The sequence below is a fragment of the Streptomyces sp. NPDC020299 genome (assembly GCF_044387825.1).
Classification (GTDB): Bacteria; Actinomycetota; Actinomycetes; order Streptomycetales; family Streptomycetaceae; genus Streptomyces.
The window spans coordinates 149,411-168,222 of sequence record NZ_JBIRWL010000001.1; the positions used below are offsets into that span (position 1 = coordinate 149,411).

At 71.5% G+C, this 18,812-nt stretch carries 16 protein-coding genes; 8 read left to right on the forward strand and 8 right to left on the reverse strand.

Going from position 1 to position 18,812, the window contains the following annotated elements:
• Positions 1-31 precede the first annotated feature (31 nt).
• The 3 genes from ACH45E_RS00695 to ACH45E_RS00705 all read right to left on the reverse strand — a co-directional run bounded on the left by ACH45E_RS00695 (position 32) and on the right by ACH45E_RS00705 (position 4,977).
• On the reverse strand, positions 32-1,849 hold the full coding sequence (locus ACH45E_RS00695; protein ID WP_361436770.1) for a carbohydrate-binding protein: 1,818 nt from the start codon (positions 1,847-1,849) through the stop codon (positions 32-34).
• 26 nt (positions 1,850-1,875) lie between these two features.
• Positions 1,876-3,060 carry an ROK family transcriptional regulator gene (locus ACH45E_RS00700; RefSeq protein WP_361436767.1) on the reverse strand — a complete coding sequence of 395 codons (1,185 nt, stop codon included), beginning with the start codon at positions 3,058-3,060 and terminating at the stop codon, positions 1,876-1,878.
• A 153-nt stretch (positions 3,061-3,213) separates the two neighbouring features.
• Positions 3,214-4,977 carry a M4 family metallopeptidase gene (locus ACH45E_RS00705; RefSeq protein ID WP_361436764.1) on the reverse strand — a complete coding sequence of 588 codons (1,764 nt, stop codon included), beginning with the start codon at positions 4,975-4,977 and terminating at the stop codon, positions 3,214-3,216.
• Between the two features lie 346 nt (positions 4,978-5,323).
• On the opposite strand from ACH45E_RS00705, the gene ACH45E_RS00710 reads away from it, so the two are divergent.
• From ACH45E_RS00710 to ACH45E_RS00745, 8 genes are all read left to right on the forward strand, one after another.
• Positions 5,324-6,523 carry a serine hydrolase domain-containing protein gene (locus tag ACH45E_RS00710; RefSeq protein ID WP_361436761.1) on the forward strand — a complete coding sequence of 400 codons (1,200 nt, stop codon included), beginning with the start codon at positions 5,324-5,326 and terminating at the stop codon, positions 6,521-6,523.
• A gap of 56 nt (positions 6,524-6,579) precedes the next feature.
• Positions 6,580-7,257 carry an AIM24 family protein gene (locus ACH45E_RS00715; protein WP_361436758.1) on the forward strand — a complete coding sequence of 226 codons (678 nt, stop codon included), beginning with the start codon at positions 6,580-6,582 and terminating at the stop codon, positions 7,255-7,257.
• Positions 7,258-7,418: 161 nt separating this feature from the next.
• Complete coding sequence (locus ACH45E_RS00720) at positions 7,419-8,459, forward strand: tetratricopeptide repeat protein (RefSeq protein WP_361436755.1); 1,041 nt, start codon at positions 7,419-7,421, stop codon at positions 8,457-8,459.
• Positions 8,456-9,493: a polyprenyl synthetase family protein gene (locus tag ACH45E_RS00725; protein ID WP_361436752.1), complete on the forward strand. Its 1,038-nt coding sequence runs from the start codon at positions 8,456-8,458 to the stop codon at positions 9,491-9,493. Before ACH45E_RS00720 ends, ACH45E_RS00725 begins: the two co-directional genes overlap by 4 nt.
• 189 nt (positions 9,494-9,682) lie before the next feature.
• Positions 9,683-11,353, forward strand: coding sequence for a serine/threonine-protein kinase (locus ACH45E_RS00730; RefSeq protein WP_361436749.1), 1,671 nt, complete (start codon positions 9,683-9,685; stop codon positions 11,351-11,353).
• 57 nt (positions 11,354-11,410) lie between these two features.
• Positions 11,411-12,382, forward strand: coding sequence for an LLM class F420-dependent oxidoreductase (locus tag ACH45E_RS00735; RefSeq protein WP_361436746.1), 972 nt, complete (start codon positions 11,411-11,413; stop codon positions 12,380-12,382).
• Positions 12,383-12,509: 127 nt separating this feature from the next.
• Positions 12,510-12,938, forward strand: a complete 429-nt coding sequence (locus tag ACH45E_RS00740; RefSeq protein ID WP_361436743.1) for an SsgA family sporulation/cell division regulator — start codon at positions 12,510-12,512, stop codon at positions 12,936-12,938.
• Between the two features lie 103 nt (positions 12,939-13,041).
• Positions 13,042-13,695, forward strand: a complete 654-nt coding sequence (locus ACH45E_RS00745) for a DUF2238 domain-containing protein (RefSeq protein ID WP_361436740.1) — start codon at positions 13,042-13,044, stop codon at positions 13,693-13,695.
• Here the strand turns inward: ACH45E_RS00745 and ACH45E_RS00750 are convergent.
• The 5 genes from ACH45E_RS00750 to ACH45E_RS00770 form a co-directional block, all read right to left on the reverse strand.
• Entirely contained in the window at positions 13,680-14,105 is a 426-nt protein-coding gene (locus ACH45E_RS00750; RefSeq protein ID WP_399039930.1) for a DUF6328 family protein, read from the reverse strand. The genes ACH45E_RS00745 and ACH45E_RS00750 overlap by 16 nt on opposite strands.
• A 157-nt stretch (positions 14,106-14,262) precedes the next feature.
• On the reverse strand, positions 14,263-15,246 hold the full coding sequence (locus ACH45E_RS00755; RefSeq protein WP_361436734.1) for an aldo/keto reductase: 984 nt from the start codon (positions 15,244-15,246) through the stop codon (positions 14,263-14,265).
• Positions 15,247-15,315: 69 nt separating this feature from the next.
• On the reverse strand, positions 15,316-15,918 hold the full coding sequence (locus tag ACH45E_RS00760) for a TetR family transcriptional regulator (protein WP_361436731.1): 603 nt from the start codon (positions 15,916-15,918) through the stop codon (positions 15,316-15,318).
• On the reverse strand, positions 15,915-17,384 hold the full coding sequence (locus ACH45E_RS00765) for an MFS transporter (RefSeq protein ID WP_361436728.1): 1,470 nt from the start codon (positions 17,382-17,384) through the stop codon (positions 15,915-15,917). The genes ACH45E_RS00760 and ACH45E_RS00765 overlap by 4 nt, the downstream gene beginning before the upstream one ends.
• Before the next feature lie 87 nt (positions 17,385-17,471).
• Positions 17,472-18,680, reverse strand: a complete 1,209-nt coding sequence (locus tag ACH45E_RS00770; protein ID WP_361436725.1) for an FAD-dependent monooxygenase — start codon at positions 18,678-18,680, stop codon at positions 17,472-17,474.
• Between the last annotated feature and the right edge of the window lie 132 nt (positions 18,681-18,812).

Below are 18,812 nucleotides of genomic sequence, written 5' to 3' on the forward strand. Positions count from 1 at the left end.
AGTTCCCCTACGGCCTGGCCCGACGGAGTGTTCAGCGAGCAGACTTGGGTACGTCGATGCGATCGATGTCCGGCGCGTACGAGGAGCCGCTGTCGAAGGTGATCGTGTTCGCACCGGCCTTCAGGGCCACCGGCACGCTCACCGCCGCAACCGTCCCCCAGTCACCGGTCGAGGGGAACTTGTGGCTCGTACCGCTCCCGGAGCCCCCGGTGCTCGCGGACACCGTGGCCGAGCGCGAGTCACCGCTGATGTAGGCGACCATGACCAGGTACGTGCCCGCCCTGTCCACGACGACGTCGTTGAAGGTCAGCTTGCCGCCGAGGTAGAGGTTTCCGACCTTCTTCCGACCGGAGCAGGCGTCGCAGCCGGCGACGGAGGCGTTGCCGCTCAGGGTGTTGGTGCTCGCCTCGGCCTCATAGCCGGTCGAGGTCAGGGCACTCCCCTTCGGGGTCACGGTGAACAGACGCGAGCCGTGTGCGGGCAGCGCCTCGGTGATCTTGTTCTGGAAGCCGCCGAGGTCCTCGTGGTTCCAGAGGTCACGCACCGAGGCCTTCCCGGTGAAGCCCAGCGCCGTCCAGTCGGCCGTCACCGCCGCGGGCGAATCCGCCAGGTTGAACAGGGCGACCGTGTACGTGCCGTCGGGGTTCTTCGCGGCCCACACCTGCTGGGCGTCGGAGGGGGTGACCGGCCGGGCGGGCGGGGCGTCGGCCTGGTCGACGGCGATGACCTCGCGGTTGGTCAGGAGCTTCAGGCCGTAGTCGTCCAGGCGGGTGAGGTCGTCGCCGGTGTAGAGGGGGGACTTGGCGATGGCCCACAGGGTGGCGTAGCTCTGCCGCTCGGCCTTGGTCAGGCCGTCCATGGCGCCGTTGCCGACGTCCAGGGAGTCCAGGTCGTTCCAGCCGCCGGGACCGGCGTGCCCGGTCCAGCCGGGGGCGTCGTCCCAGCGGTCGTCGACGGAGTTCTCCCAGCTGACGAGGGTGTTGCAGTAGCACTCGACGTCGGTGTCGATGCGCCAGCCGTTCGCGTACTTCTTCCAGTCGGCGGCGTGTCCGATGTCCAGGGACCAGGACAGCTCGAGGTGGACGGGGCGGCCGGCGGCGGCGATGGCCTTGTTCCAGGCGGCCACGTCGGCAACGTTGTCGTACTGGTCGCCGCTCTTGCCCGAGCCGGGTCCGACGCCGTCCAGCTTGAGGAAGTCGTAGCCCCAGCCGGCGATCAACTGGGCCTGGGAGTCTATGTACTTCTGTGCGCAGGGGCGGGAGAAGTCGAGCTTGTACGAGCTGTCCCAGCCGTTGGTGGTGCGCAGGTCGCCGTAGACGATGTCGGCGGTGGTGCAGCCGTCGGCGTTCAGGATCGGCGTCTTCCCGTCGCCGTACGCCTCCTTCTCCAGGCCGGCGGGCAGGTAGATGCCGGCCTTGAGTCCCTTGGCGTGGATGCGGTCGGCGACGGCCTTCATTCCGCTGGGGAAGCGCTTCGGGTCGGCCTTCTGCCGGCCGTACTGGTCGTACTCGGGTTTCCAGGTGGTGTCGCGCCACCAGCCGGCGTCGATGTTGACGTACTCGTAGCCGTACTTCTTCAGCTTGGCGGCGAGGGCGTCGGTCTGCTTGGTGACGTTGGCCTCGGTCAGGTAGCTGTAGTCGCCGTCCGGGTTGAGTCCGGGGTACTTGGACGACTGCATGCTCCAACTCGACCAGCCCATGTAGGGCTTGGCGGCGGGGGCCGGTGCGGTGGTCCCGGCGTGGGCCGCGTGTACCGCGGGGGCGACGGTGACGACGCCGAGGGCGAGGGCCAGGACCACCGTGGCTCTCAGGGCGCGTGCGGGCATGACGGAGTACGAGGATGACCGCATGGGTCGTACCTCCAGGGGATGTCGGATCAGCGGCTCGGTCGTGGGTCGGGGGCTATGAACGACTGGATCGCGGCGGCCGCGGCCCCGCGGGCCCACTCCTCGAAGGGGAGCGGGCGGGTCCGCACGTCGCACTGCGCGGCCGAGCCGAAGGCGGCCGCTGCGAACGCGTCACGGATGTGCTCGGCGAAGAGGTCGTAGGCGGCCAGCCCCTCACCGGAGATGATCACCCGCTCGGGGCCGAGCAGATTGGCCACGGTCGCGATGCCACGGCCGATGGCCTCCCCCGCCGTGGCGTACACCTCGCGGACACCGGCGACGTCCTGGTGGGCGAGCGCCACCGCGTCGGCGCCGCAGGTGACCGGGCGGCCCGTCACCTCCCGGACGCGGGCCACGATCGCCGCCTCCGCGGCGATCGCCTCCACGCACCCGCGGTTGCCGCAGTGGCAGGGCGGTCCGGCCGGGTCGACGACCACATGCCCTATCTCACCGGCCACGCCGTGCGCGCCGGCGACCACCTTCCCGTGCACCACGAGACCGCAGCCGATGCCCGCGCCCACGGTCACCACCGCGAAGTCCGACAGCCCGGCACCGGCCCCGAACCACTGCTCGGCTACGGTCAGGGCCCGGACGTCGTTGTCGACGATGGCCGGCAACCCGCAGGTGAGTGCCGCGAGTTCGGCCAGCGGCACGTCCCGCCACTCCAGGAAGGGCGAGTAGCGCACCACACCCTCGGCGCGGTCGACGTCCCCGGAGACGGCGATGCCGAGGCCGAGCACGGGCAGTCCCAGGTCATCGGCCGCCGATCTCAGTTCGTGCGTCAGCTCCGCCACCGAGGTCAGCACCGCCCGGGTCTCCCGGTCCGGCAGCGGGACACGCCGGGCGAGGCGGATCCGGCAGCACAGATCGGTCAGCACGCCGATGGCCTCGTCGCCGGTCATCTTGACGCCGATGAACAGCGCCCGTTCCCCGTCGACGCGCACCAGGTTCGCGGGGCGCCCGAGGGCGGGGCGGGCCTCCTGGTCGGCGTCCTCCACCAGGTAGCCGGCCTCGAGCAGGGGCCGGACCGCCTTGGTGACGGCCGCCGCCGACAGTCCGGTCCGGCGGGCCGCCTCCAGCCGGGTCAGGGGCCCGTGGGACAGCAACGTGGTGAAGACCTGCGAGACGGCCGGGGTGTGCGCCGGGAACGTCTCGGTGCGGGAGGTCGTGGGCATGGCCGGGAACCTAGGGCCATTATTTTCCGCTGTCAATGAAAGAAACAGGAGTCGGCAAAAGAAACAGGAGCCGGTGGAAAGGCAGTTGGGGCGGACACGCGAGTGCCCCGCGCCGGGGCGCGGGGCACTCGGGTCAACCGTGGTCCGTCCGCCTCAGTGGCGGGCGGCCGGCGTGTTGGCGGCGGTGACGTTGACCGCGGCCCACGCCTTGTCCACCGTCTTGTACTCGGTGCTGCTCGCGCCGTACAGGTCCTTGGCCGCCTTCAGCGTCGCGACACGCGCGTCGTGGAAGTCGGTGGTGGAGACCATGTAGCGAGTCAGCGCACGGTAGAAGATGGCGGTGGCCTTGGTGCGGCCGATGCCCTTGACCGTGGACCCGTTGTAGGTCGGCGAGTCGTAGTTCACGCCGTTGATCTTCTTCTTGCCGCTGCCCTCCGCGAGGAGGTAGTAGGCGTGCGAGGAGACACCGGAACCGGCGTGCACCTCGGTGTAGTACGTGTCCGCCGACCAGTAGTCGATCGTGCCCTCGAGCCGGTCGAGCGAGGGGTGGTCCAGGCGGCGCAGGAACTTCTGCGCGAGGCCCAGCTTCTCGCCGACCAGGTAGTCCGGGGTGTCCTTCGCGTTGTTGGCGTAGAACTCCACGTTCGAGCCGAAGATGTCCGCGAGCGACTCGTTCAGCGAGCCGGGCTCGCCGTACTGGTTGCCGTCCGCGTCGACGTAGGTCGGCTCGAGCTTCGCCGTCGCCTCCACCACGCCGTGGGTCAGCTCGTGACCGGTGACGTCGAGGACGACGAGCGGCTTCTTGAACATGTCGCCGTCGCCGTCGCCGTACAGCATGCAGTTGCAGGTGGGGTCCCAGAAGGCGTTGGCGACCTTCTTGCCCCAGTGGACCATCGCCTGGGCTGCCTTGCTGTTGTTGGCGATGCCCTTGCGCCCGAAGGTCTTCTTGTAGAAGTCCAGGGTCTTGGTGACGCCGTACTGGGCGTCGGCGGCGGCGCTGACCCGGCTGGTGGTCTTGCCGTTGCCCCACACGTCGGTGGTGTTGGTGAACTTCGTACCGGCGCTGAACTTCTCGGTTTCCGAGTTCTTGGCGTCCCGGGTCTCGGTGCCGTACCGGCTCGGGTCCTTGAGCTGGTAGTGGCCGCGCGAGGTCGCCGTGGTGGTCAGGCCGACATTGCCCACGAAGAGGGTCTTGCCGGTGCCGTGCGCGGTCGCCGGGTAGTGGGTGACACCGGACACGCCGGAGCCCAGCAGGCCGGCGGTGTTGGTGTCGGTGCCGATACCGGTGGCCGGGTCGATCGTCTCGCCCCGCTCGCGCAGGGTGTCGAGCAGCTTCGGCGACAGGAACTCGTCACTGTCGGGCGTCTTGCTGCGCACCTTGCCGGTGACGGCGTCGACGACGACCGTCTGCGAGCTGCCCTTGTCGGTGACCGTCACCTGGTAGGCGAGGGCCGAGGCGCCGTCCCGGGCGTCCACCACGAGTTCGGCGGTGCCCGCGTCGCCCTTGGCGGCCGCGGCGGCCTTCTGCTCGGCCTGCTCGGCCGTCAGCTTGGCCTTCTGAGTGGCCGGCTTCACCGCGTGGTCGGCCGCCCGGGTGACACCGGTGTAGGCCAGTTGCCGGGACAGGTGGACGACGAGGTCGCCGCCGAGCACCGGCATTCCGTTGTGGGTACGGACGAACCGGACGTGGCGGGCGCCCTCCGGGTCGACCATGACGTCCTGGGCGTGGAGCTCGTCGCCCTGCGACACGCCGGTCGCGGAAGCATGGGCGAACGCGGCGGCCTGCGCCGCCTTCACGACCGAGGCGGTCTTCGTCGCCGAGGACGCCACGCCGTGCGCCGCCCCCGTGGCGGGGCCGGCGAAGGCCGTCCCGGCCAGGCCCGTAGCAGCGGTCGCCACCGCGACGGCGACAGCCACGCTGCGTATGTGCGGTCTACGCACTATGTGGGGTTCCTTCGTTCGAAGGCAGCCGGGATCACCAACCGCCTTGAGGCATGGCGGGGTTGGACCCGCGCCACGGGGGCTGGTCGGGCCCCCGAACGAACCCTTACGGATGAGTCATGTCCGCGTAAAGCCGGAATGATCGCTTTCGCGGTCTTCTATGACAATCCTTTACGAATGCGCGCCGCAGAGTGATCAGTGTATGACCAACTGTGTGTCACCTGTGGAGATGTGACGGGATGCGAGTAGGTTCCGACGCCTGAATGTGACAGATCTCGCACCGCGAAAGGTGCAGACGGGATGGCAGTGAATGGTCACCACAATGGCTGGCAAAGGTCTGGTCCTCGGAGCGGTCACGCTCTCGCTCCTCGCGGTCCCCGCGCAGGCCGCACCCCAGCAGGCCCGGCCACGGACGGCGGGTCTGCCGGCGCCCGACACCGCCGGGCTGCGCGCGGTGCTGCGTTCGACGGTCGCCAAGGGCGCACCCGGCGCCATGGCCCGGATCGACGACGACGGCACCGTCTACAAGGCGGTGCGGGGCGTCGCCGACCGCGGCACCCTGCGGGCCATCGACACCGCGGACCACTTCCGCGTCGGCAGCGTCACCAAGTCCTTCTCGGCCGTCGTCCTGCTACAACTGGCCGACGAGCACAAGCTCAGCCTCGACGCGCCGGTCAACCGCTACCTGCCCGGTCTGCTGCCGGACGACCGGATCACGGTGCGGCACGTGCTCAGCCACCGCAGCGGCCTGTACGACTACTCCAACGACATGTTCGCCAAGAGCGTGTCCGGCTTCGAGGCGGTGCGCGACAAGGTCTTCACCTACCGCCAACTGGTCGACCTCTCGCTGAAGAAGGCGCGCACCAACTCCCCCGGCGCCGCCTACTCGTACTCCAACACCAACTTCGTCGTCGCCGGGATGCTCATCGAGAAGCTGACGGGGCACCCCGTGCGGACCGAGTACGAGAACCGGATCTTCAAGCCGCTGAAGCTGAAGGACACCTTCTACGTCCACCCGGACACCCGGATCCCGGGCCGCTACACCAAGGGCTACCTCACGCCCGACACGGCGGGGGCCGCGCTGGTCGACGCCACGCGGCAGACGGTCTCCTGGGCGCAGAGCGCGGGCGCCGTCATCTCCAGCACGCACGATCTGAACACCTTCTACTCCGCCCTGCTCGGCGGGAAGCTGACCTCGGCCGCGCGGCTGGCGGAGATGGAGCGGTTCACCGCGATCGACGGCACCACGGCGTACGGGCTCGGGCTGCGCCGCCGCACCCTGTCCTGCGGGGTGTCGGTCTACGGCCACACGGGCGCCGTGCAGGGCTACTACACGTACGCCTTCGCCTCCAAGGACGGCCGGCGCAGCCTGACCGCGGTCGCCAACACGTCCAACAACGCGGATGTGCTCGGCACGATGGCGGGCACCCTTGAGTCGGCGTTCTGCGGCAAGCAGGCGAAGGTCCGGCGGGATGTCACGGCCGCCGAGTGGAACATCGACCTGAAGGACGAGTCGTTGTGATACGTCCACGCTCCGCGATCTTGGCGGAATGACTTCGTCCGGGCCACCATGCGCGCATGAAGGGTGATCTCTTTTCCAGTCAGCACATGGTGCAGCCGGCCGTCGAGCCGGGAATGTCCGTCGAGAACGCCAAGTGCCTCAGATACACGGTGAACGGCGAGATGCTCGCCCGCCAGGGCGCGATGGTCGCCTACCGCGGCAACCTCCAGTTCGAGCGCAAGGGGCAGGGCGTCGGCGGCATGCTCAAGCGCGCGTTCACCGGCGAGGGCCTGCCCCTCATGGCGGTGCGCGGTCAGGGCGAGGCGTGGTTCGCGCACGAGGCGCAGAACTGCTTCATCGTCGATGTCGAGCCCGGCGACCAGTTCACCGTCAACGGCCGCAATGTGCTGTGCTTCGACTCGTCGCTGTCGTACGAGATCAAGACGGTGAAGGGCTCGGGCATCGCCGGGGGCGGCCTGTTCAACAGCGTCTTCACCGGACAGGGCCGGCTCGGCCTGATGTGCGAGGGCAACCCGCTGGTCATACCGGTCTCCGCGCAGCAGCCGGTGTACGTGGACACGGACGCGGTGGTGGGCTGGACCGCCCATCTGCAGACCTCGCTGCACCGCTCGCAGTCCATCGGCTCGATGCTGCGCGGCGGTTCCGGCGAGGCCGTGCAGCTGATGCTCCAGGGTGAGGGGTACGTCGTGGTGCGCCCGAGCGAGGTGACGCCGCAGAAGGCGGAGCAGCACTGACGGCCCTCAGGGGAATGATCTGCTCCGCAAAGGCAACCCGGCCGGCCGTACCGGCGTCTTGATCGACAACAGACCGAGACAGCCCTGGCCCCTGAGGGCCAGGGCGAAACCCCGACGCACTATACACTATTTGTATACACAGAGTGTATAGAAAGGCAGTAATGTACGGCAAGGCATTCGCCCCGGAATACCAGGGCTCCCTCACCACCCTGTCCGTGAACTCCTCGCTGGTCGACGTGCTGGCCGAGGGCACCGAACGGCTGCGCGCGGCCGAGCGCGCCGGGCGGCGTGACGAGGTCGCCCGCTGCGGGCTCGCGGTCGCCGAGGCACACCGGCGGCTCGGCCAGATACGGGACGCCGACCGGGCGTGGAAGGCGAGTTACCGCGCGGCCCGGGAGGCCGGTGACACGGCGGCGATGGCGTGGGCGCTGTGGAGCGGCGGCACGCTCGCCCGGCAGCGCGGCGCGTTCCCGCTGGCCTGGCGGCTGCTGGGGCTCGCGGCCGAACTCGGCGAGCGCGGCGGTGACATCGTGGTGCGCGGCTACTCGCTGGCCGGGCTCGCGGAGACGGGCCGCATCCAGGGCGACTACGAGGCCGTCGGCCGGCTCCACGAGCAGCTGCTCGCCGAGGCCCGCAAGCGCGGCGAGGCCCGGCACACGGTGTGGGCGCTGGAGGGCATCGCGCAGATGCACCGCAACACCGGCTCCTACGACACGGCGTACGCCATGTTCGAGGAGGCTGCGGAGATAGCCGACCGGGCGAACGACCGGCGCGGACACGCCTGGGCGCTGCGCGGGCTCGCCGACATCGTCTCGGTGCGCGACGGCGACACCGAGCGGGCACTCGCGCTGCTCTCGGAGGCGGAGACCGCCTGCCGCGCGATGAACCTCTCCAGCGCCCTCGCCTACAACCACAAGATGCGCGGCAACGTGCTCCAGCGCGCCGGCCGGTACGCCGAGGCGCGCGCGATGTACGAGACCGCACTCGGGGAGTTCCGGGCGATGAGCGAGCCGCGCGGCGAGGCACTGGCCCGTCTGGGCCTCGCCAAGTCCCTCGCGGGGCTAGGCCGCGACCGGGCCGAGACGGCGGCCGAACTGGCGGACCTGGCCCGCACGGTGCGGCACGCCGGCCTGCGGCACGTGGGGCGGATGGTGGCCCGCGCGCAGGAGGAGCTCGGCGCCGAGGCGGAGGTCGTACGGTGAGCGCGCTTCCCTCGCCGGTTCAGGCACCGCCCTCCGCGCCCGAGATCCTCGGCCGCTGCCGGGAGTTGGTGCGGCCCGCGCTGACCGAGGCCGTGGCGCGGCTGCATCCGTGGGTGGGCGAGATGGCGGCGTACTCCTTCGGCTGGTGCGAGGTCGGCGGTGCGCCGGCCGTCGCACCCGGCGGCAAGGGCGTACGGCAGGCGCTGGCCGTGCTCGGGGCGGAGGCGGCCGGCGCGCCTGGGCGGGCCGGGGTCGCCGGGGCGGTCGCGGTGGAGCTGGTGCACGCCTTCTCGCTGCTGCACGACGACATCATGGACGGCGATACGACCCGGCGGCGTCGCCCCACCGTCTGGCGGGCGTACGGCACCGGCCCCGCGGTGCTCGCGGGTGACGCCCTGTTCGCGCTGGCCGTCGAGACCCTGGCCGCCGAGCCGGGCGGCGCGGGCGCGCTGCGGCTGCTGTCGGCGGCGCTCGCCGACCTGGTGCGCGGGCAGGCCGACGACCTGCTCTTCACCGACCGGCCGTGGACCGGGCCGGAGCGGGTCTCGCCCGCGGAGTACCGGACGATGGCCGAGCACAAGACGGGTGCGCTGCTGGGCTGCGCCGCGGCTCTGGGCGCCACGCTCGGCGGCGCGCCCGCCGCCACGGTCGCCGCGCTGGACGAGGCCGGGCGAGCTCTGGGGGTCGCCTTCCAGCTGGTGGACGACGTGCTGGGCATCTGGGGCGACCCGGCGGTGACCGGCAAGCCGGCGCACGGTGATCTGCGGGAGCGGAAGAAGACGTTCCCGGTACTGGCCGCGCTCTCCTCCCCCGGCCCCGCGGCACGGCGCCTGGCCGTTCTCCTCGACTCCGGCCGGGAACCGGACGCGGCGGCCGCGCTCATCGAGGAACTGGGCGGCCGTGCCGCGGCACTGTCCGAGGCCCGGCGGCACACCGCCACGGCTCGGGAGGCCTTCGCCGCCGTTCCGCGGGCGACCGGGGCGGCCGGGGAACTGGACCGCCTGCTGGACTTCCTGGTGCGCCGCGACCTGTGAGACACCCGTCCCTTTACCGTCGGTTACCCACAGGTCGAGGCCCGGACATCGCCCGTTTCCCCAAGTCCCGGGCGGTGCCCGCCGCTTGAATAAAAGGCGAAAAGCGCCTCGGAGTTGCGGATTCTTTGAACGCATCGTGTCGCGCCCCGCGTACCTCTGGGAAAGACGAGGCAGGGGTTTCAGCGAGGGATGACCATGGTCAAGGCGCACGTCTCCGCACAAGAACTGGTCGCGGAAAGGTACCGGCTCCTCGAGGTCGTCGGCCGCGAGACGAACCGCATCTGCTGGTACGCCGAGGACCTGGAGGCGGAGCGGCCCCGGCTGGTCACGCAGACAGCGCTCCCGGCGGGTTCTCCTCAGGAGACCCCCCGCCGGGCCCGCGCGCGCATCCTGCGCACCTCGGAGGTCATGAGCGTACTCCGCCCGGACCAGGTGCCGACGGTGATCGACGCGGTCGAGGAGTCCGGCACGCTGTGGACGGTCACCGATGTGATCGGCGGCCGGCCACTGGGTGAAGTCCTCTCCCAGGAGGGCACGTTCAACTACGTGCGGGCGGCGCGGATCGGGCTGGAACTGCTCGACGTGCTGGAGGCCGCGCACGACGAGGGTTTCACGCACGGCGAGCTCAGCCCCGGCCAGGTGTTCGTGCGCGACCGGGGCCCGGTCGTCGTCACGGGCTTCGGACTGGCGGGCGCGACCCTCGTCCCGCGGGTGACCGCACCGGCGTACGCCTCCCCCGAGCAGGCCCGCGACGAGCGCATCGGCCCGGCCGCCGACCTGTGGGCACTGGGCGCGATCCTCTACACGATGGTGGAGGGCCGGCCGCCGTTCCGGGACCGGGGCAGGTTCGAGGCCACCCTGAAGGGCGTGGACCGGCTGCCCCTGCGCACCCCGCTGCGCGCCGGTCCGCTGAGCCAGGTCGTGCAGGGCCTGCTGCGCAAGGACTCGCGGGAACGGCTGACCCGCCCGGTGGCCCGCGAGGCACTCACCCGGGTGCTGAGCGAGGAACCCGACGCGGACCAGCAGGCCGCCCCCGCGCCCCGGCTGCGGGGCGCCTACGCCGCGGCCCTGCGCCCCGGCGGGGCGTGGAGCCGACGGACCATGGTCGCCGGGACCGCGCTGGCCGTGGTCACGGTCGCGGTCGCCGTGCTCGCCGCGACGCACGGGCTGCCCGGCACCGGCACGGACGCGGACACCGACAGCGCGGCCTCCAGCGCCACGCGCCGGCCGTCCGCCGGCGCCTCCGCCCCCGCCTCCTCCGCAATCCCCTCCGGGAGCGACCGCACCGGCAACAAGCGGACCCCCTCCCCTTCCCCCTCCGCCACGCGGACCTCGGATTCCTCGGCGTCCCCCTCGCCTTCGCCCAGCAGCACCGCCAACGCCAACGCCCTGCCCGACGGCTACCACCGCTACACCGCCCCGGAGGGCTTCTCCGTCGCGCTGCCCGACGGCTGGAAGCGGCTGGAGACCGCACGCGAGTCCGACGCCTACCGCGTCACCTTCGGCACGGCCGACGGCTCCACCACCCTGGCGGTCACCTACAGCGAAGGCGCACGCGTGAAGCCGGACCCGGTCGTCATCTGGCGGGACGACGTGGAGCCCGATCTGGAGAAGCTGACCGGCTACCGGCGGATCGGCGAGATCCGGGCGACCACCTACCAGGGCCACAAGGCGGCCGACATGGAGTGGGTCTCCGGAACGGGCGACGACGCCGTGCACACCTTCGGCCGGGGTTTCCTCGTCGGCGACCAGCAGGGCTTCTCCCTGCGCTTCACCACCCCGGCCGCCGACTGGGAGACCACCGCCAACCGGGAGGCACAGAGCACCTTCCTGCGGACCTTCCGGCCGCCGGCGAACTGAGCGCCCGCTCGCCCGGCCGGGCCGTTTTCAGCCGCGCAGGCCGGGGACCCGAGACCCATGGTGCAAATCGGATACACGATGATGACCGAGCAGGCCGGACCGCGTGACCTCGTCGACCATCTGGTCCGCGCCGAGGAGGCCGGTTTCGACTTCTCGGTGACCTCGGACCACTACTTCCCGTGGCTGCGCTCCCAGGGACACTCCTCCTACGCGTGGAGTGTGCTCGGCGCCGCCGCCCAGGCCACGTCGCGCATCCCGCTGATGACCTACGTGACGTGCCCGACCTTCCGCTACCACCCGGCGATCGTGGCGCAGAAGGCGGCGACGGTGCAGCTGCTGTCCGAGGGCCGCTTCCGGCTCGGACTCGGCTCCGGGGAGAACCTCAACGAGCACGTCGTGGGCGGCGGCTGGCCGCCGGTGGACGTACGGCACGAGATGCTCGAGGAGGCCGTGGAGATCATCCGCGAGCTCTTCGGCGGCGGTCACGTCACCCACCACGGACAGCATTTCGACGTGGAGTCGGCCCGGCTGTGGGACCTGCCGGAACAGCCGCCGCAGATCGGCATCGCCGTCTCCGGCGAGCAGTCCTGCAAGCTCGCGGGCCACCACGCCGACCTGGTCATCGCCACCGAGCCGAAGCCGAACCTCCTCGAGGCCTTCGACCGGCACGGCGGCACCGGCAAGCCGCGGGTGGGCCAGCTGCCGGTCTGCTACGACCCCGACCGGGACGCCGCGATCAAGCGCGCCCACGACCAGTTCCGCTGGTTCGGCAGCGGCTGGAAGGTCAACGCAGAACTGCCGCACCCGGACTCCTTCGAGGCCGCCACCCAGTTCGTGACGCCCGACGACGTCGCCGCGTCGATCCCGTGCGGCGACGACCCGGACGACTTCGTGCAAGCCGTACGGCCGTACGCCGAGGCCGGATTCACCGAGATCGCCCTGGTGCAGATCGGCGGCGACTCCCAGCCGGCGTACCTGGACTGGTCCGCGAAGACGCTGCTGCCGGCACTGCGCGACGCGCTCGGCTGACCGCCGGCGAACGACCCGGCGAAGGCGATGCCGCGGCAAACACCGGGCAATCACCCGAACGACTGAGCATCTTGCGCGCCTGAGGGGTACTAGAGGGTCCTACGTCGATCGTCCCGGAGGCCCCCGCGTGACTCCCTTCGTGCACAAGACCCTCGTCGTACAGCTCCAGGCGGGCGGTACGGAACGCTGTCCGGTGCTCGCCCACCTGACCTACGACGCCGACGACCCGTTCGCGGTCACCGCGGTGTTCGCCCACGACGGGAGAGTGCTCGCGCGGTGGCGGCTGGACCGGGAGATGCTCGCCGACGGGCTGGACAAGCCGGTCGGCATGGGAGACGTGCGGTTCCGGCCGGTGGCCACCGGGCCGTGGCACGAGCTGCGGATGGACTTCTTCGGGGACGCGCGGACCGACGGCGGCCGCCACCGGGCCGTGGTGTACGCCTGGGCGCCCGCCGTCGCCGCCTTCCTGCGGGATACCTGGGAGGCCGTGCCGCCGGGCAAGGAGGAGGTCCGGGTCGACGACTTCCTGGCGGGCCTCGCCACGGGATGGGCGTGAGCGCGGCGGCGGCCGAGTACGCGACGGCGGTTGAGTAGCCGTACTCATGCCCGCTGCCGAACGGACCGGCCACGATGAGGGCTCCCACGACAAGGAGCCCGCCATGACCGCAGTGCAGCCCGTGCCCCGCCGCGCCCCGCGCCTGATGTCTCCGGGACTGTGCGCCGTCGTGGTGGTCGCGGGCATGGCCCTGTCCGCCTGGGGCGCGCGCGACCGCGGGACCTGGTTCCTGGAGACGGTGTGGGTGCTGATCGGGCTGCCGCTGGTGATGCTGACCTGGCGGCGCTTCCCGCTGACCGGCCTGCTGTGCGGGCTGCTGGCCGCGCACGCGCTGGTGCTGGCGGTGGGCGGGCACTACACCTACGCGCAGGTGCCCGTGGGCGACTGGGTGCGCGACTCCTTCGGCCTGGACCGCAATCCGTACGACCGGTTCGGCCACCTCATGCAGGGCTTCGTCCCGGCGGTGCTGGTGCGAGAGCTGCTCAGCCGCACCTCACCGCTGCGCGGCAGCCGGTGGCTGGCGCCGCTGACCGTGTGCGCCTGCCTCGCCTTCAGCGCGGTGTTCGAGCTGCTGGAATGGCTGGCGGCCGAGATCGGCGGGCACGGCGCGGACGCCTTCCTCGCCACCCAGGGCGACGTGTGGGACACCCAGTGGGACATGTTCTGCGCCCTGGTCGGCGCGACCCTGTCGGTGCTGCTGCTCAGCAGGGTGCACGACCGGCAGGTGGCGGCCCTCGCGGCTCAGCGGGAGGTGTGACGGCGCCTCGCCCACAGCGGCAGCCCGTACCAGCACACCAGGTACCAGACGACGACCGGCACGACCAGGTACGGCACGTACTCGTCGTGCGTGGCCACCCGAAGGATCAGCAGCAGCGAGGCGGTCATGGTGGCCAGCAGCAGGACCAGTCCGATGAAGGTCAGCCGGGACGCCAGCCGCACCGCCTGCGGCTTCACCCGGCGCCCCGCGACCAGCCGGTGCAGGGAAACCGGGCCGATCAGGGCGCCGGTGGCACACGAGCCGAGGCACACGGTCACGATGTAGATGACCTGGTCGGTATGGCTCAGATGGGCGTACTTGGGCGTGAAGACGACGGTGAGCAGGAAGCCGAAGAGGATCTGCACACCGGTCTGGGCGACGCGGACCTCCTGGATCAGCTCGACCCACATCCGGTCGGCCCGCTCCTCCTCGGTCTCGTTACGCCCCCGCCGCCGGCCGTCGCCCTCCTGGGTGGCCGCCACGTTTCCTCCTGTCTTTCGGGACTGCGGGTCCTCCTGCCCCGCGAGTTCCCCGAAACGGCGGAATCGTTCCTGTTCAGGGCACGGCTCACCAGCGGCCCTCGACCTGGTCCTCGATCCGGCGTTCGTACAGGTCCCGGATCGCGGTGAGGGTCTCCGGGGGCGGCGCGGGGAGCTTGGCGGCGGCCGCGTTGGCCCGGGCCTGTTCCGGGGTGCGGGCGCCGGGGATGACCGTGGTGACGCCGGGCTGTTCGATGATCCAGCGCAGGGCCAGCTGGGCCGGGGTGTAGGCCTCGGGGGCCAGCGCGGCGAACTCGGCGGCCGCCTCGACGCCGGTGCCGTAGTCGACGCCGGAGAAGGTCTCGCCCTGGTCGAAGGCCTCGCCGTGCCGGTTGAAGGTGCGGTGGTCGTTGGCCGCGAAGACCGTGTCCTTGGTGTACTTGCCGGACAGCAGCCCGGAGGCCAGCGGCACCCGGGCGATGATGCCGACGCCCGCCTCCCGCGCGGCCGGGAGCACCTCGCGCAGGGGCTTCATGCGGAACGGGTTGAGGATGATCTGGACGCTCGCCACGTTCGGGCGGGCGATCGCGGTCAGCGCCTCGGCGCAGGTCTCCACGCTCACGCCGTACGCGGCGATCCGCTCCTCCGCCACCATGGTGTCCAGCGCGTCGAACACCTCGTCGGAGGAGTACACCGGGGTGGGCGGGCAGTGCAGCTGGACCAGGTCGACGCGGTCGACGCCGAGGTTCCGGCGGGAGCGGTCGTTCCAGGCGCGGAAGTTGTCCAGGACGTAGTTCTGCGGGATCTGCTCGACCCGGCGGCCCATCTTCGTGGCCACCAGCACGTGCAGGTCGGGCCTGCCGCTAAGGAAGGCGGCGATGGTCTGCTCGCTGCGCCCGTCGCCGTACACGTCGGCCGTGTCGAAGAAGGTCACCCCCGCCTCGGCCGCCGCCTCCAGCACCGCGAGGGCCTCCTTGTCGTCCACGTCGCCCCAGTCGGCGCCCAGCTGCCATGTGCCGAGGCCCACGACCGATGCCCACTGCCCCGACCTGCCCATCACGCGTTCGTCCATGCCGCCAGTCTGTCATCCGGCGCCATGCCGTGCGGAACGGACCGCTCCGGGCCCGCACCCGTGCCTGACTCACCTGTCCGGCGTCAACTGTGCCTGCACCACGGCCCCGTACCGCTCCGTGAGGTCGTCGACGTCGGCGGTGCGCACATGGGCGCCGCGGGCGATGCCGTACATCACGCCGAGCCCGAGGAGGCAGGAGACGGCCAGCTCGGCGCGCAGAGGTGCGTCGGGACCGGGGAGGCGTTCGGCGAGGCGTTCGGTCACCTGGGTGCGGAAGTTGGCGCGCAGGACGTCCCCACGGTCACCGTGCAGGGGCGCGAAGGCGATGCGCAGCAGCGGGTCGGTGCCGCGTTCGCGCTGGCTGTCCAGGAGGTGCCGGACCATGTGCCGGCCGAGCCGCTCCAGGGGGGCGTCCAGCAGAGCCGCGGCGTCGGTCTCGAAGGACATGACGCGGGCGAAGAGGGCGTCCTTGTTGCCGAAGTACTTCACGATCAGCGGCGGGCTGACACCGGCACGTTCGGCGACGGCCTTGAGGGTGATGTCGGCGTGCGCGTGCCGGGTGAGGAGGTAGCGGGCGGCGCGGAGGATGGCAGCCTTGGTCGACTCCGCGTCCCGGCGGGCGGGGGCGGCCGCGTCGGAGGCGTGGCCGGACGGGCCGCTCGCGGCGGTCATGCTTCCTCCATCGCCTCGTCGCGGGTGCCCCGGGCCTCGCCCGCTTCGAACGGGGTGCGGCCGGCGGCGGGTTCGTCGCCGGGGATGGTCAGCGCCGCTGCGCAGGCCGCCAGGGCGACGGCGCCGGCCATGGCGAACGCCAGGAGGTAGCCGTGCAGCGTGGGCACCGGGACTCCGCCGAGCGGGCTGCTGTGGTGCACGAGGACGGCGGCGACGGCCGCGCTGGAGACGGCCTGGCCGATGGTGCGCATCAGGACGTTGACGCCGTTGGCGGAGGCGGTCTGCCCGGCGGGGACGGCGCGCAGGATGAGGGTGGGCAGCGCGGAGTAGGCGAGAGTGGTGCCGGTGGCCACGACCGTGGCCCCCAGGATGATCATCCACAGGTCCCGGCTGTCGGCGATGCGTACGGCGTAGCCGCAGGCGATGACGGCGGCCCCCAGGGCGAGCGTGATCCGCGGCCCGCGCGCCGCCGAGATACGGGCGGACAGCGGCGAGAACAGCAGCATGGTGACACCGCCGGGCAGCAGGCACAGGCCGGTGGCGACGATCGACAGCTGAAGGCCGTATCCGGTGGCCTTCGGTGCCTGCACCAGCTGGGCCGTGACCAGGGAGTTGGCGTAGAAGGCGAAGCCGGTCAGCAGGGCGGCGACATGGGAGAGGCCGACGCGCGGCCTGGTCACCAGCCGCAGGTCGACCAGCGGCCGATCGATGCGCAGCTGCTGCCACCACCACAGCGCCAGGACGACCACGGTGGCGGCGAACAGGCCGATGATCCGTGGACTGCCCCAGCCCCACTGCCCGCCCTGGGACACCGCAAGGAGCAGGCAGATCAGCCCGGCGGCCAGTCCGAGCGCGCCGAGGACGTCGAACCGGCCCGGCTCCCGCACCGGCGACTCCCGCACCGCCCACCACACGGCCGCGACGCCGAGCGCGCCGAGGGCACTGGTCAGCCAGAACATGGTGTGCCAGTCGGCGTACTGCACGACCAGCGCGGCGAGCGGCAGCCCCAGGGCGGCGCCGATGCCGACGGTGGAGCTCATCAGGGCGACCGCGGAACCCCGCCGCTCGGGCGGCAGTTCGTCCCGCAGGATGCTGATCGACAGCGGTACGACGGAGGCGGCGGCGCCCTGCAGCGCGCGGGCGGCGATGAGGACCCCGATGTCGGAGGAGAGGGCGCACATCACGGAGCCGACGGTCATCAGCGCGAGGGACGCCGTCAGCACCCGGCGCTTGCCGTACATGTCACCGGCCCGGCCGAGCACCGGGGTGAGGACCGCGCCCGCGAGCAGGGTCGCCGTGACCATCCAGGAGACGGTGGACGCCGACGCGCCGGTCAGCCGGGGCAGGTCGGGCAGCAGGGGTACGACGACGGTCTGCATGACCGCCATGAGGATGCCGCCCGAGGCCAGCACCGGGATGGTGAGACGGTCCCGGAGGGGGCGGGCTATCGGGCCGGGCTGGTCCATCGGTGCTCCTGCGGGGCGGCGCGGACTGCGAGGTGAATTTCCATTCACTTTAGCGGGTGAATGACCATTCACCAACCTTTTCCGCCGCTATCCCGGGGCACTCGAGGAGCGTGCGTGCAGCGCCCGGGCGGCCCTCGTGCCGAGCCACCTCTTGAACCGGCGCAGCGCTTCCAGCTGCCCGACCGCCGCGTCGAGGTTGTAGTAGAGCTGCGGCGGCACGTACGGCAGCAGGGGCGAGTGGCGCTGGCCGAGCAGGGCGAACATCTGGTGCGGGGGCAGGTCGATGTAGCGGGTCAGGTTCTCGTACCACTGGGCGCTGTAGCGGGCGGCGCTCTGCACGGACAGCAGCTCCGTCCGGCGTTGCCGCTCGTAGACGGCGAGGGCCTCGGGGCGTCTGCCGTACTCGCGCAGGACGTCCGCCAGGCAGATCGCGTCCTGAAGGGCGAGGGTGGTGCCCGCGCCGACGGAGTAGTGGGTGGTGTGGGCGGCGTCGCCGAGCAGGACGAGGTTGCGGCGGTACCAGGTGCGGTTGGTCAGGGTGCGGAAGGTCAGCCACTGGGCGCTGCCGTCGGCGGCGGAGCGTCCGATCAGGGGGTGGCCGTCGAGGATGCCGGCGAAGAGTTCCTCCAGCAGCGCCAGTCCGTCGGCCTCGTTCGCCCGGTCCAGGCCGAGGCCGGTGAAGGTCTCGGGGGAACACTCGACGACGCAGGTGCTGTGGGTGTCGCTGTAACCGTGGCCGTAGCACCAGATCCAGCCGTGCTCGGTCTCGGCGAAGGCGAAGGTGAAGGCGTCGAAGACCTGGGTGGTGCCGAGCCAGAGGTAGCGGTTGCGGCCGGAGGTGACGCGCGTGCCGAAGTGGTCGCGGTAGCGGTCGCGCAGCGCGCTGTGCTCGCCGTCGGCCACCACGACCAGGTCGGTGCCCGGGGGCACGGCGGTGACCTCGCTCTCGTACGCCAGCCGTACGCCCAGGGCGCGGGCGCGGTGGGCGAGGAGTTCGAGGAGCCGGTGGCGGCCGATGCCGAAGCCCTCGTCACCGCGGTGCCGGGTCGTCAGGTCCCGGACGTGGGCGACGCCGTCGTGCCAGCGCACCGAGTGCTCCTCGATGGCGAGCGCCGACACGGGGTCGTGCGCGTGCAGTTCGTCGAGGAGCCCGCGCCAGTACATCACGCCCCAGCCGTAGGTCGAGCCCTCCGGATCGCGCTCGTGGACGGTGATGTCGTGGGACGGGTTCTGCAGCTTGAGCAGGATCGCGATGTACAGGCCGGCGGGCCCGCCTCCGACACATGCGACTTTCACCTACAAACCCCCTGAAAATTACCCAAAGCGGTCGACTGGCACCGCAGAGTAACAAAGACCGGATGGCGCGGCCGGACTTGCGGATCGCGTCAGCTTGCGACGGTGAGCCGTGCCACTCGGACGGAGGGCCGC